Genomic DNA, 14176 nt, shown 5'->3' with positions numbered 1-14176 from the left:
GCTGGGCGTTGTTCCAATGATGCGGACTCGCTTAGACTCCGCCGATGCCGCCCGTACAGGTCGGTGTACCCACCCCCGTAGACCAGGCCGCATTCCAACGCGGTCGTGCGAAGGAATTTCCGTCCCGTGAATATCGTGACTCTCCTCCCCTTCATCGTGCTCATCGGGGCCATGTTCCTGATGACCCGGTCCGCCAAGAAGAAGCAGGCGGCCGCTGCGCAGATGCGCAACGACATGCAGCCCGGCACCGGCGTCCGGACGATCGGGGGCATGTACGCCACCGTCAAGGAGCTGCACGACGACACGGTCCTCCTTGAGGTGGCGCCCGGCGTCCACGCCATCTACGCGAAGAACTCGATCGGTGCCGTCCTCGACGACGCGGAGTACAACCGCATCGTCCACGGCGACGACGAGGACCTGAAGGCCGAGGGCGCGATCGTGCCCGACGACGCTTCCTCGCTCACCACGGACTCCGACGCCGACGCCTCGGACGACGCGAAGATCGACCTGGGCAAGAAGGCCGAGGCCGAGGACGCCGAGGACAAGGACGTCGACCCGAAGGACGCCAAGGGCGACGTCGAGGGCGACACGAAGTAATTCACGATCCGGGGGCGTCGCGCGCCTACAGGTACGCGGCGTCCGACGGAGCGTGCGGTCTTCTGCGGGGGGCAGGTCCCCACATCACTTCGTGGCCGCTCGGGCGCGTACCCGGCGCGGGGCGGTTGGACAGGGAGAAACGAGAAGGTGGCAGCACCGAAGAAGGGCCGAGGGCCGGCGGGCGGTCAGAGCAGGCCGGGGCGTGCCCTGGTTCTGATCCTGATCGCCATGGTCGCGCTCGCTGGCGGGATGTTCCTGTCCGGTCACACCACACCCCGGCTGGGTATTGACCTCGCAGGCGGTACGTCGATCACGCTCAAGGCGAAGAGCCAGCCAGGCAAGCCGGACGCGATCAATCAGACCAACATGGACACCGCGGTCAGCATCATCGAACGCCGTGTCAATGGTCTGGGTGTCTCCGAGGCCGAGGTTCAGACCCAGGGCAAAGAGAACATCATCGTCAACATCCCCAAGGGGACGAACTCCAAGCAGGCCCGGGAACAGGTCGGTACAACCGCCCAGCTCTACTTCCGGCCCGTGCTCACGGTCACCGCGGGCACACCAACGCCCACGGGTTCCGAGAGCCCTTCGGCGACCGGTTCGAGCACGTCCAAGGCCACGCCCAGCGCGAAGGCAGGCGACGAGGAGACCGCTTCCGGTTCGAAGGCCACGCCCTCGTCGAGTGCCACCTCCCAGGGCCGTGCGGTCACCGACGCCCTGAAGAAGGACACGACGCCCACCCCCGGCGCGAGCACCACGGACGCCCCGGCGTCCACGGAGACGCCCGACCCGGCCACCGCCGCGCTGCAGAAGAAGTTCACCGAGCTCGACTGCACCGACGCCGCGGCCCGAGTCAAGGCCGGTGAGGGAGTCAAGCCCGAGGACCCCACGGTCGCGTGCAGCGCCGAGGGCGACGCCAAGTACATCCTCGGCCCGGCCGAGGTCTCCGGTACGGACGTCGACGACGCCAAGGCGCAGTTCGACCAGCAGCGGGGCATCTGGCTCGTCTCGATGGAGTTCACCGACAAGGGCTCCAAGAAGTTCCAGACGATCACGCAGAAGCTGTCGTCGCAGCAGTCCCCGCAGAACCAGTTCGCGATCGCGCTCGACGGCGAGGTCGTCTCGGCCCCGCAGGTGAACGAGACCCTGAGCGGCAGCGCCGAGATCTCCGGCAGCTTCACCCAGCAGTCCGCCGAGGACCTGGCCAACGTGCTCTCGTATGGTGCGCTCCCGCTCTCGTTCAGCGAAGACACGGTCACCACCGTCACCGCCGCTCTGGGTGGCGAGCAGTTGGAGGCCGGTCTGATCGCCGGTGCCATCGGTCTGGCGCTGGTCGTCATCTACCTGGTGGCCTATTACCGCGGTCTGGCGCTCATCGCGCTCTTCAGCCTCGCGGTGTCCGGAATACTGACGTACACGATCATGGCCCTGCTCGGCCCGGCGATCGGCTTCGCGCTGAACCTCCCGGCCGTCTGCGGTGCCATCGTGGCGATCGGAATCACGGCGGACTCGTTCATCGTCTACTTCGAGCGAATTCGTGACGAGATCCGTGAGGGTCGTACGCTGCGTCCGGCCATCGAGCGGGCATGGCCGCGTGCCCGGCGCACGATCCTGGTGTCCGACTTCGTGTCGTTCCTCGCCGCCGCGGTCCTCTTCCTCGTCACGGTCGGCAAGGTCCAGGGCTTCGCGTTCACGCTCGGCCTGACCACGCTGCTCGACGTCGTCGTGGTGTTCCTCTTCACCAAGCCCGTCATGACGCTGATGGGCCGCACGAAGTTCTTCTCGAGCGGTAACCCGTGGTCCGGTCTGGACCCGAAGCGGCTCGGCGCCAAGCCGCCGCTGCGCCGCTCGCGCCGTATGACCGCTCCCACCGACCACCCGAAGGAGGCCTGAGATGTCGCGACTCGGCAATCTCGGCGCCCGGCTCTACCGTGGCGAGGTCGGTTACGACTTCATCGGCAAGCGCAAGATCTGGTACGGCGTCTCGATCCTGATCACCATCACGGCCATCGTCGGCCTGGCGGTCAGCGGCCTCAACATGGGCATCGAGTTCAAGGGCGGCGCGGTCTTCACGACCGACGAGAAGCCCAAGGTCTCGGTCTCCCAGGCCCACGACAGTGCGGTGGAGGCCTCCGGTCACGAGGCGATTGTTCAGGAGCTCGGCAACGGCAACCTGCGGATCCAGATCACCGAGGTCGGCACGGAGAAGGCCGACCAGATCAAGACCCAGCTCTCCGAGGACCTCGGAGTGCCCGAGGCGAAGATCAACGCGGACCTGGTCGGCCCCAGCTGGGGTGAGCAGATCGCCAACAAGGCGTGGACCGGTCTCGGGATCTTCATGATCCTCGTGGTCGTCTACCTCGCCATCGCCTTCGAGTGGCGCATGGCCATCGCGGCCCTGGTCGCGCTGATCCACGACATCACGATCACGGTCGGCATCTATGCCCTGGTGGGCTTCGAGGTCACCCCGGGCACCGTGATCGGTCTGCTGACGATCCTCGGTTACTCCCTCTACGACACGGTCGTCGTCTTCGACAGCCTCAAGGAGGGCCAGAAGGGGATCACCAAGCAGACCCGCTGGACCTACAGCGAGGTTGCGAACCGCTCCATCAACGGCACCCTGGTCCGCTCGATCAACACCACCGTCGTCGCGCTGCTGCCCGTCGCCGGCCTGCTGTTCATCGGTGGCGGTGTCCTGGGCGCGGGCATGCTCAACGACATCTCGCTGTCGCTCTTCGTCGGCCTCGCGGCCGGTGCGTACTCCTCGATCTTCATCGCCACTCCGCTCGTCGCCGACCTCAAGGAACGCGAACCGCAGATGAAGGCGCTGAAGAAGCGGATTCTCGCCAAGCGCGCGGCAGCCGCCGCCAAGGGCGAGTCCGCCGAGGACGAGCGTGACGACGAGCCCCAGGACGACTCCCCCGAGGGTACCGAGACCGCTGGTGCCGTCGTGGGCCAGCGTGAGCAGCCCAGGGGCCACGGCCGCACCTCGGGGAACCGTCGATGACCAGCACCACGGAATCCACCCGCGACCTGCTGCTCAGCCGCATCCGCGATGTCGCCGACTATCCGAAGCCGGGCGTGATGTTCAAGGACATCACCCCGCTGCTCGCGGACCCGGTGGCCTTCACGCTGCTGACCGACACCCTCGCGGAGCTGTGCGTACGGCATGGCGCCACCAAGATCGTCGGTCTGGAGGCGCGTGGCTTCATCCTCGCGGCACCGGTCGCGGTCCGGGCGGGCCTCGGCTTCGTACCGGTCCGTAAGGCCGGAAAGCTGCCCGGAGCCACGCTCAGCCAGGCCTACGAGCTGGAGTACGGGACCGCGGAGATCGAGATCCACGCGGAGGACCTGTCGGCCGACGACCGGATCATGGTCATCGACGACGTCCTCGCCACCGGTGGCACCGCCGAGGCCTCGCTGGGGCTCATCCGGCGGGCCGGCGCCCAGGTCGCGGGCGTCGCGGTCCTCATGGAGCTCGGCTTCCTGCCGGGCCGCGCACGACTGGAACCGGCGCTGCGAGGCGCCCCGCTGGAGGCCCTGATCACCGTCTGACCGACGGCAGGACCGGCCGGCGTACGACAGCCGGACACACAGGACGGGCACCCGGGAACATCCGGGTGCCCGTCCCGCGTTGTGAGCGGTCCCACGGTCCCCGGGCGTCGATCAGCCACCGGGTCGATACCATGGGCTTTCCGGGTACCCCGGTTCCGCACGAGGAGCGCTCTTGCCAGACGAGGCCCAGCCAGTCGCCGCCCCGCAGCCCGACAAGCCCGCGGCGGACCAAGCCACGCCCGAGAAGGCGCAGCCGGCGGGCACGCCGAAGCCTGCGGCGCGAGAGTCCGCGGACAGCGGGAAGGCACCGGACCCCGCGAACGCCAAGCCGGGACCCCCCGACTCCGCCAAGCCCCCGAAGCCCGCGGCTGACGCACCGGCCGCGGCCGACGTGCCGGCCGCGCCCGCGAAGGCGGCCGGGCCCGTGAATCCCGCGCCCCCCGCAGGACAGGCGGCCAAGACCCCGGCGAAGCCCGCGGCCAAGCCCGCGGCCAAGCCCGCGGCCAAGCCCGCGGCCAAGCCCGTCGTCCCGGCCGGCGCGGTGCCCCGCTCCGGTGGATCGTCCAACCGTGTCCGGGCCCGCCTGGCCCGCCTGGGCGTCCAGCGCTCCAGCCCGTACAACCCCGTGCTCGAACCGCTGCTGCGGACCGTCCGCTCCAACGACCCCAAGATCGAGACGGCGACGCTGCGCCAGATCGAGCGCGCCTACCAGGTCGCCGAACGCTGGCACCGGGGCCAGAAACGCAAGAGCGGCGACCCGTACATCACGCACCCGCTCGCCGTCACGACGATCCTCGCCGAGCTCGGCATGGACCCTGCCACGCTGATGGCCGGGCTGCTGCACGACACGGTCGAGGACACCGAGTACGGCCTGGACACCCTGCGCAAGGACTTCGGCGACCAGGTCGCGCTGCTGGTCGACGGCGTCACCAAGCTCGACAAGGTCAAGTTCGGCGAGGCCGCGCAGGCCGAGACCGTGCGCAAGATGGTCGTCGCCATGGCGAAGGACCCCCGGGTCCTGGTCATCAAGCTCGCCGACCGCCTGCACAACATGCGCACCATGCGTTATCTCAAGCGGGAGAAGCAGGAGAAGAAGGCACGCGAGACCCTTGAGATCTACGCGCCCCTGGCTCACCGCCTGGGTATGAACACCATCAAGTGGGAGCTGGAGGACCTCGCCTTCGCGATCCTCTACCCCAAGATGTACGACGAGATCGTCCGCCTCGTCGCGGAGCGGGCGCCCAAGCGCGACGAATACCTCGCCATAGTGACCGACGAGGTCCAGTCCGACCTGCGCGCCGCCCGCATCAAGGCCACCGTCACGGGACGGCCGAAGCACTACTACAGCGTCTACCAGAAGATGATCGTGCGAGGCCGGGACTTCGCCGAGATCTACGACCTGGTGGGTATTCGTGTACTTGTCGACACGGTCCGCGACTGTTACGCGGCCCTCGGCACCGTTCACGCGCGATGGAATCCGGTACCCGGCCGGTTCAAGGACTACATCGCGATGCCGAAGTTCAACATGTACCAGTCACTGCACACCACGGTGATCGGCCCCAGCGGCAAGCCCGTCGAGCTCCAGATCCGTACGTTCGACATGCACCGCCGCGCCGAGTACGGCATCGCCGCGCACTGGAAGTACAAGCAGGAGCCCTCCGCGGGTGTCTCCAAGGTCCGTACCGACGTGCCCAAGAACACCGGCCGCGGCCAGGACGTCAACGACATGGCGTGGCTGCGCCAGCTCCTGGACTGGCAGAAGGAGACCGAGGACCCCAGCGAGTTCCTGGAGTCCCTGCGCTTCGACCTCTCCCGCAACGAGGTCTTCGTCTTCACGCCCAAGGGCGACGTCATAGCGCTGCCCGCCGGCGCCACCCCCGTCGACTTCGCGTACGCGGTCCACACGGAGGTCGGCCACCGGACGATAGGGGCACGGGTCAACGGGCGCCTCGTACCGCTCGAATCGACGCTGGACAACGGTGACCTCGTCGAGGTCTTCACCTCCAAGGCGACCGGCGCCGGACCCTCCCGGGACTGGCTCGGCTTCGTCAAGTCGCCCCGTGCCCGGAACAAGATCCGCGCCTGGTTCTCCAAGGAGCGCCGCGACGAGGCGATCGAGCAGGGCAAGGACTCCATCGCGCGCGCCATGCGCAAGCAGAATCTGCCGATCCAGCGGATTCTGACCGGCGACTCGCTGGTCACGCTCGCCCACGAGATGCGCTATCCCGACATCTCCTCGCTGTACGCGGCGATCGGCGAGGGCCATGTCGCCGCCGCCGGCGTCGTACAGAAGCTCGTCCAGGCGCTCGGCGGCGAGGACGCGGCCAACGAGGACCTTGCCGAGAGTGCCCCGCCCTCGCGCGGCCGCAGCAAGCGCCGCGCCAACGCCGACCCCGGCGTGGTCGTCAAGGGCGTCGAGGACGTCTGGGTCAAACTGGCCCGCTGCTGCACCCCCGTACCGGGCGACCCGATCATCGGCTTCGTCACCCGCGGCAGCGGCGTCTCGGTGCACCGCGCCGACTGCGTCAACGTCGACTCGCTGTCCCAGCAGCCGGAACGCATCCTCGAGGTCGAGTGGGCGCCCACCCAGTCCTCGGTCTTCCTGGTCGCCATCCAGGTCGAGGCACTGGACCGGTCCCGGCTGCTCTCCGACGTCACCCGCGTCCTGTCCGACCAGCACGTCAACATCCTGTCGGCGGCCGTCCAGACGTCCAGGGACCGGGTGGCCACCTCCCGCTTCACCTTCGAGATGGGCGACCCGAAGCACCTCGGACACGTGCTGAAGGCCGTGCGGGGCGTGGAGGGCGTCTACGACGTGTACCGGGTGACCTCGGCCCGCAGGCCATAACCCGGGAGCCACATCGCGAGAGAGGGGCTCCTGTACGCGAAGTACAGGAGCCCCTCTTTTCATGCGAGTTCGTACGAGTTCATGCGAGTTCGTACGCAGCGGCCGGAATCAGCCGCTGAATTCCTCCAGGCCCTTCAGCGCCTGGTCCAGCAGCGCCTGCCGGCCCTCCAGCTCCTTGGCCAGCTTGTCGGCCCTGGCGTTGTTGCCCGAGGTGCGCGCCGTGTCGATCTGCTTACGCAGCTTGTCCACGGCCGCCTGGAGCTGACCGGTCAGACCCTCGGCGCGCGCCCGCGCCTCCGGGTTCGAGCGGCGCCACTCGTTCTCCTCGGCCTCCTGGAGCGCACGCTCCACCGCCTGCATCCGCCCCTCGACCTTCGGGCGGGCGTCACGCGGCACGTGGCCGATGGCCTCCCAGCGCTCGTTGAGGGCACGGAAGGCGGCCCTGGCCGCCTTCAGGTCCTTCACCGGCACCAGCTTCTCGGCCTCGACGGCGAGCTCCTCCTTCAGCCCGAGGTTCTCGCCCTGCTCCGCGTCCCGCTCGGCGAACACTCCGCTGCGGGCCGCGAAGAAGACGTCCTGCGCACCGCGGAAGCGGTTCCACAGCTCGTCCTCGGACTCGCGCTGCGCGCGGCCCGCGGCCTTCCACTCGGTCATCAGGTCGCGGTACCGGGCGGCCGTCGTACCCCAGTCCGTGGACCCGGAGAGCGCCTCGGCCTCGGCGACCAGCTTCTCCTTGGCCTTTCGGGCGTCCTCGCGCTGCGCGTCCAGTGCCGCGAAGTGCGCCTTGCGACGCTTGGAGAACGCCGAACGGGCATGCGAGAAGCGGTGCCACAGCTCGTCGTCCGACTTGCGGTCGAGGCGCGGAAGCCCCTTCCACGTGTCCACCAGCGCGCGCAGCCGCTCGCCTGCCGAGCGCCACTGCTCGCTCTGCGCCAGCTCCTCGGCCTCGACGACGAGCGCCTCCTTGGCATGGCGCGCCTCGTCGGTCTGCTTCGCCTTCTGGACCTTGCGCTCCTCGCGCCGCGAGTCGACCGTCGCGACGAGCGCGTCCAGCCGGGTGCGCAGCGCGGCGAGGTCGCCGACGGCATGATGCTCGTCAACCTGCTTGCGCAGGTGATCGATTGCGGCCATCGCGTCCTTGGACGAGAGATCGGTGGTCTTCACCCGCCGTTCGAGGAGGCCGATTTCGACCACCAGGCCCTCGTACTTGCGCTCGAAGTAGGCCAGGGCCTCCTCGGGAGTCCCGGCCTGCCACGATCCGACGACCTGCTCGCCATCGGCTGTACGCACGTACACGGTGCCCGTCTCATCGACGCGGCCCCACGGGTCGCTGCTCACAGCGCCTCCTCCACCTGATACCTGCGAGGGGGTTCGCCCCCCGGGCATCGTCCACAGTTTCCTGGGGCGGGCATCGCCCGCCCTGCACAACGTCAATCTAGGCGACCGGCCACCCGGCTGTCCGCACTCAGCGCGGCCGAAATTCTCCGGTCCGGGCCACGTGGCAGGGTGTGCCGGCCGCCCGGCCGAGTCAGCCCTTGTCGACGGCGGCCTTCTCGACGGTGACGGTCTTCTTCGGCGCACCGTCCGCCGCCCCACCGGTGACGCCCGCCTCGGCGACCTTCTTGACGGCCTTCAGCCCGGCCTCGTCCATCGTGCCGAACGGCGTGTAGGTGGGCGGCAGTTTGGTGTCCTTGTACACCAGGAAGAACTGGCTGCCGCCGGTGCTCGGCTGGCCGGTGTTGGCCATCGCCACCGTGCCCGCGGGGAAGGTGACGGTGCCGTCCTTGCCCGCCTTGCCCAGTGCCGTCAGGTTCTCGTCCGGGATCGTGTAGCCGGGACCACCGGTGCCGTCGCCCTTGGGGTCGCCGCACTGGAGGACGAAAATGCCCTCCGTGGTCAGCCGGTGACACTTCGTACCGTCGAAGTACCCCTTGTCCGCGAGGGCCTTGAAGGAATTCGTCGTGTGCGGAGTCTTCGCCGCGTCCATGGTGAACGCTATGTCGCCCTGGCTGGTCTTGAGCGACATCGAGTACGTGGCGGATTTGTCGATCTTCATGGCGGGCTCCGGCGCGGCACTCTCGCTCTCGGAGGGCGATGCCGACGGGCTCGCGCTCGCCGCCGCGTCGGTCTTGTCCTTGTCGTCGTCGCCGACGGAGACGTACGCACCTGCGCCGATGACCGCCACCACGGCCAGCGCGGACGCGATGACCACGGTGAGACGCCTGGTCCTCCGGCGGGCTTCCTCCCTGCGCTGCTGCTGCCGCTCGAACTTCTCGCGGGCGAGCTGCCGCCGCCGCTGATCGCTGCTGACCACCGGTTGATCTCCTTGTACGTCGTGTGATCCGGCCTGGGTTGCCCCGTACCGTATATGGGTTAGCTGTGGGATGAGGAGCGCCGGTAGGCTCTGATCTGCTGGATCTGTCTCCACACCCTCTCCCGTCGGACGAACATTAAGGACGATCGTGCTCATTGCCGGGTTCCCCGCCGGGGCCTGGGGGACCAACTGCTACCTGGTCGCCCCCGCCGCAGGCGAGGAGTGCGTGATCATCGATCCCGGGCATCAGGCTGCCCAGGGTGTCGAGGAGACGCTGAAGAAGCATCGGCTCAAGCCCGTCGCCGTCGTCCTCACCCATGGCCACATCGACCATGTCGCCTCGGTCGTCCCCGTGTGCGGCGCCCATGACGTCCCTGCCTGGATCCACCCGGAGGACCGGTACATGATGAGCGACCCGGAGAAGGCCCTCGGCCGATCCTTCGGTATGCCTCTCATGGGCGAGCTGACCGTGGGCGAACCGGACGACGTCAAGGAACTGACCGACGGTGCCGTGCTGAAACTGGCCGGTCTGGAGTTCGGTGTCGCGCATGCGCCCGGCCATACCAAGGGGTCGGTGACGTTCAGGATGCCCGAGGCCGCGGATGTTCCGCAGGTTCTCTTCTCGGGCGACCTGCTCTTCGCCGGCTCCGTCGGACGCACCGACCTGCCCGGCGGCAGCCACGCCGAGCTGCTCGAGTCGCTGGCCCGCGTGTGCCTGCCGCTCGACGACTCGACTGTGGTGCTGTCCGGCCACGGCCCCCAGACGACCATCGGCCGCGAGCGCGCCTCCAATCCATATCTGCACGGTATGGACGCGCCCCGCCGAGGAATGTGACGAGAGAGAAACCTGTGAGTACCTTCCAGGCCCCCAAGGGCACGTACGACCTGACCCCGCCGCGCTCCGCGAAGTTCCTGGCGGTGCGTGAGGCCATCTCCGCCCCCCTGCGCAACTCCGGCTACGGCTACATCGAGACGCCCGGGTTCGAGGACGTGAACCTCTTCGCCCGCGGTGTCGGTGAGTCCACCGACATCGTGTCCAAGGAGATGTACGCCTTCGAGACCAAGGGCGGCGACAAGCTCGCACTGCGCCCCGAGGGCACCGCGTCCGTGCTGCGCGCCGCACTGGAGGCCAACCTCCACAAGGCGGGCAACCTCCCCGTCAAGCTCTGGTACTCCGGCTCGTACTACCGCTACGAGAGGCCGCAGGCGGGCCGCTACCGCCACTTCTCGCAGGTCGGCGCGGAGGCCATCGGCACCGAGGACCCGGCGCTGGACGCCGAGCTGATCATCCTGGCCGATCAGGCGTACCGCTCGCTGGGCCTCACGCAGTTCCGCATCCTGCTGAACTCGCTGGGCGACAAGGAGTGCCGCCCCGTCTACCGCGAGGCGCTCCAGGGCTTCCTCCGCGACCTGGATCTGGACGAGGAGACCCGCCGGCGCATCGAGATCAACCCGCTCCGGGTGCTCGACGACAAGCGGACCGACGTCCAGAAGCAGCTCGGCGGCGCCCCGATGCTGCGCGACTACCTCTGCGACGCCTGCAAGGCGTACCACGAGGAGGTCCGCAGCCTGCTGACGGCGGCCGGCGTGGTGTACGAGGACGACGAGAAGCTCGTCCGCGGCCTCGACTACTACACGCGGACGACCTTCGAGTTCGTCCACGACGGCCTGGGCTCGCAGTCCGCGGTGGGCGGCGGCGGCCGCTACGACGGCCTGTCCGAGATGATCGGCGGCCCCGCGCTGCCGTCCGTCGGCTGGGCTCTCGGCGTGGACCGTACGGTTCTCGCCCTGGAGGCCGAGGGCGTCGAACTGCCCATCCCCGCCACCACCAGCGTGTACGCGGTCCCGCTCGGCGAGGAGGCCCGCCGGGTGCTCTTCGGCATCGTCACGCAGCTGCGGCGCGAGGGTGTGGCGACGGACTTCGCGTTCGGCGGCCGCGGCCTGAAGGGCGCGATGAAGAGCGCGAACCGCTCGGGTGCGCGGTTCACGATCGTCGCGGGCGAGCGCGACCTGGCCGAGGGCAACGTCCAGCTCAAGGACATGGAGTCGGGCGAGCAGGAAGCGGTCGCTCTGGCGGACGTGACCGAGGCGATCCGCGGAAAGCTGAGCGCGTCGGGCGAGTGAGGCCCGAGGGAGGGGGCGGGGCCCGCGGAGGCGCCCCGCCCCACCCCTCACAGCAAGCCGTACCGCATGGCTCGCGTCACCGCCGCCAACGGGTAGCGGCCGGTGCACAGATACCAGGGCAGAGCCGGAGCGAAGAGCGCGGCGGCCGCTCCAGACCGACCAGACCGATGACGTCCCCGGCGTCGCGCGGCCGGGGGTGGTAGCGGGCGAAGTGCGTCACGGCCTCGCGGACCGTCAACTCGGCGGGCGCCGATTCATCCTGCCGGACGACACCGACCCGGGAACGATGACGGCGTCCGCGACGGCCGGGTCGGTGCCGAGGACCCGTACGTCCCTTCGTCCCTGCTCCGGTGGCCCTGGAGAATCTCGACCGTGGTGCTCTTCCCCGCCCCGTTGGGCCCGAGGATTCCGAACACCTCACCAGGCATGATCCGCAGGTCCAGACCGTCCACCGCGGTCACCGGGTCGTAGCGCTTGCGCAGTCCGCGGACTTCGACTGCGAGTTCTGTCATGGACCGAGCGTCCCGCGGAGCCGCACGTTCCGTGCCGACCGTGTGGACACACGTGTGTCCATCGAACGGTTGACGGCACAGGCGGTGCGGCACAATGACGGTGCCCAGCTGGCTACTCAGTGACGGAACGGCGATATGACGACTGCAGCGGTAGATCACCCCTCCTCGGACCAGTCGGAGGACGGTGGGAAGAGGACCATCGGGGGCAGCCGCGCGCTGGCACTGCTCCTGGTGATCACCGGTGCGGCCGGACTTCTCGCCGCCTGGGTCATCACCATCGACAAGTTCAAGCTGCTCGAAGACCCCAGCTTCACCCCGGGGTGCAGCCTCAACCCGGTCGTCGCGTGCGGCAACATCATGAAGAGCGACCAGGCGTCCGCCTTCGGATTCCCCAACCCGATGCTCGGACTCGTCACCTACGCGATGGTGATCTGCATCGGAATGGGGCTGCTGGCCGGCGCCCGCTTCCGCCCCTGGTTCTGGCTCGGCCTCAACGCGGGCACGCTGTTCGGCGTCGGCTTCTGCACCTGGCTCCAGTACCAGTCGCTCTACAACATCAATTCGCTCTGCCTGTGGTGCTGCCTGGCCTGGGTCGCCACGATCGTCATGTTCTGCTACGTCACCACGCACAACATCAAGCACCGCGTCCTGCCCGCTCCCCGCTGGCTGCGGAACAGTCTGCTGGAGTTCCACTGGGTGCCGCCGGTCCTCTGGATCGGCGTCATCGGCATGCTGATCCTGACCCGCTGGTGGGACTTCTGGACCAGCTGACGGGCCCGGCGGCACTGTCAGTGGGGTGACATAGGCTTCACAGCGTGGAGCCCGATCTCTTTACCGCAGCCGCCGAAGACCGCCAGGAGAAGGACCCGTCCGCCAGCCCGCTCGCTGTGCGGATGCGTCCCCGTACGGTCGATGAGGTCGTCGGCCAGCAGCACCTGCTCAAGCCGGGCTCACCCCTGCGCCGCCTCGTGGGCGAGGGCAGCGGGGGCCCCGCAGGACCGTCCTCGGTGATCCTCTGGGGCCCGCCGGGCACCGGCAAGACGACCTTGGCGTACGTGGTCAGCAAGGCGACGAACAAGCGCTTCGTGGAGCTCTCGGCGATCACCGCGGGCGTCAAGGAGGTCCGCGCCGTCATCGAGGGCGCGCGCCGCGCCACCGGCGGCTTCGGCAAGGAGACCGTCCTCTTCCTCGACGAGATCCACCGCTTCTCCAAGGCCCAGCAGGACTCGCTCCTCCCGGCGGTGGAGAACCGCTGGGTGACGCTGATCGCGGCCACCACCGAGAATCCGTACTTCTCGATCATCTCTCCCCTGCTCTCGCGCTCCCTGCTCCTCACCCTGGAGCCGCTGACCGACGACGACCTGCTCGCGCTGATCACCCGCGCCCTGACGGATGAGCGCGGGCTCGGCGGCGCGGTGACGCTGGCCGAGGACGCGCAGGCCCATCTGCTGCGCATCGCGGGAGGCGACGCCCGCCGGGCACTGACGGCGCTGGAGGCGGCGGCCGGTGCCGCACTGGCCACGCACGAGCAGGAGATCAGCCTCCAGACCGTCGAGGACACCGTCGACCGGGCCGCCGTGAAGTACGACCGGGACGGCGACCAGCACTACGACGTGGCGAGCGCCCTCATCAAGTCGATCCGCGGCTCCGACGTGGACGCGGCACTGCACTATCTGGCCCGGATGATCGAGGCGGGGGAGGACCCCCGTTTCATCGCCCGGCGGCTGATGATCTCCGCCAGCGAGGACATCGGTCTGGCCGACCCGACGGCACTGCCCACGGCGGTCGCGGCGGCCCAGGCCGTGGCCATGATCGGCTTCCCTGAGGCGGCGCTCACCCTCAGCCACGCCACCATCGCGCTGGCGCTGGCCCCGAAGTCCAACGCGGCGACGCTGGCGATCTCCGCCGCCCAGGAGGACGTACGGAAGGGGCTCGCGGGCCCCGTTCCGGCCCATCTGCGCGACGGTCACTACAAGGGCGCGGCCAAGCTGGGCCACGCCCAGGGCTATGTCTACCCCCATGACGTCCCGGGTGGCATCGCCGCCCAGCAGTACGCCCCGGACGCCGTGCGCGACAAGCGTTACTACACACCCACGCGATACGGCGCGGAGGCGCGCTATGCCGACGTGGCGGACCGGGTCAGGGAGCGGCTCGGCAGAGCCGGCTCCGACGGCGCGGCCGAGAGTCCGGGTCCGGCCTGACCGGCCCCGCCCGGGACCGGCCGAT

At 69.1% G+C, this 14176-nt stretch carries 11 protein-coding genes and 1 pseudogene; 9 read left to right on the top strand and 3 right to left on the bottom strand.

Features of this window, described 5'->3' with window-relative positions:
- Positions 1–126: 126 nt before the first annotated feature.
- From yajC to ACFT7S_RS08525, 5 genes are all read left to right on the top strand, one after another.
- On the top strand, positions 127–597 hold the full coding sequence (gene yajC, locus ACFT7S_RS08545; RefSeq protein ID WP_382728782.1) for a preprotein translocase subunit YajC: 471 nt from the start codon (positions 127–129) through the stop codon (positions 595–597).
- A gap of 147 nt (positions 598–744) precedes the next feature.
- Positions 745–2490: a protein translocase subunit SecD gene (secD, locus tag ACFT7S_RS08540; protein ID WP_382728779.1), complete on the top strand. Its 1746-nt coding sequence runs from the start codon at positions 745–747 to the stop codon at positions 2488–2490.
- A gap of 1 nt (position 2491) precedes the next feature.
- Complete coding sequence (secF, locus tag ACFT7S_RS08535; protein WP_382728776.1) at positions 2492–3604, top strand: protein translocase subunit SecF; 1113 nt, start codon at positions 2492–2494, stop codon at positions 3602–3604.
- Positions 3601–4152, top strand: a complete 552-nt coding sequence (locus ACFT7S_RS08530; protein WP_382728773.1) for an adenine phosphoribosyltransferase — start codon at positions 3601–3603, stop codon at positions 4150–4152. The genes secF and ACFT7S_RS08530 overlap by 4 nt, the downstream gene beginning before the upstream one ends.
- A 172-nt stretch (positions 4153–4324) precedes the next feature.
- On the top strand, positions 4325–7000 hold the full coding sequence (locus ACFT7S_RS08525) for a RelA/SpoT family protein (RefSeq protein WP_382728770.1): 2676 nt from the start codon (positions 4325–4327) through the stop codon (positions 6998–7000).
- A gap of 108 nt (positions 7001–7108) precedes the next feature.
- On the opposite strand, the gene ACFT7S_RS08520 is transcribed toward ACFT7S_RS08525, so the two are convergent.
- Entirely contained in the window at positions 7109–8338 is a 1230-nt protein-coding gene (locus ACFT7S_RS08520; protein ID WP_382728768.1) for a DUF349 domain-containing protein, read from the bottom strand.
- Between the two features lie 190 nt (positions 8339–8528).
- Positions 8529–9314 carry a peptidylprolyl isomerase gene (locus ACFT7S_RS08515; RefSeq protein WP_382728765.1) on the bottom strand — a complete coding sequence of 262 codons (786 nt, stop codon included), beginning with the start codon at positions 9312–9314 and terminating at the stop codon, positions 8529–8531.
- Between the two features lie 148 nt (positions 9315–9462).
- On the opposite strand from ACFT7S_RS08515, the gene ACFT7S_RS08510 reads away from it, so the two are divergent.
- Positions 9463–10149 carry an MBL fold metallo-hydrolase gene (locus ACFT7S_RS08510; RefSeq protein ID WP_362840153.1) on the top strand — a complete coding sequence of 229 codons (687 nt, stop codon included), beginning with the start codon at positions 9463–9465 and terminating at the stop codon, positions 10147–10149.
- A 14-nt stretch (positions 10150–10163) separates the two neighbouring features.
- The gene (hisS, locus tag ACFT7S_RS08505; protein WP_382728761.1) at positions 10164–11438 is read left to right on the top strand and encodes a histidine--tRNA ligase; all 1275 of its coding nucleotides are present in this window, start codon (positions 10164–10166) and stop codon (positions 11436–11438) included.
- Positions 11439–11550: 112 nt separating this feature from the next.
- On the opposite strand, the pseudogene ACFT7S_RS08500 reads toward hisS, so the two are convergent.
- Positions 11551–11950: pseudogene (locus ACFT7S_RS08500) on the bottom strand (ATP-binding cassette domain-containing protein); the annotation flags it as partial.
- A 135-nt stretch (positions 11951–12085) separates the two neighbouring features.
- On the opposite strand from ACFT7S_RS08500, the gene ACFT7S_RS08495 reads away from it, so the two are divergent.
- Complete coding sequence (locus tag ACFT7S_RS08495) at positions 12086–12721, top strand: vitamin K epoxide reductase family protein (RefSeq protein ID WP_382728758.1); 636 nt, start codon at positions 12086–12088, stop codon at positions 12719–12721.
- A 44-nt stretch (positions 12722–12765) separates the two neighbouring features.
- Complete coding sequence (locus ACFT7S_RS08490) at positions 12766–14151, top strand: replication-associated recombination protein A (RefSeq protein ID WP_382728755.1); 1386 nt, start codon at positions 12766–12768, stop codon at positions 14149–14151.
- The last annotated feature ends 25 nt before the right edge of the window (positions 14152–14176 follow it).

It is taken from the genome of Streptomyces sp. NPDC057136 (genome assembly GCF_042670885.1).
Lineage (GTDB): Bacteria > Actinomycetota > Actinomycetes > Streptomycetales > Streptomycetaceae > Streptomyces.
Note: the sequence above shows the minus strand (reverse complement) of the source record. Positions and strands in the feature narration are given on the sequence as shown.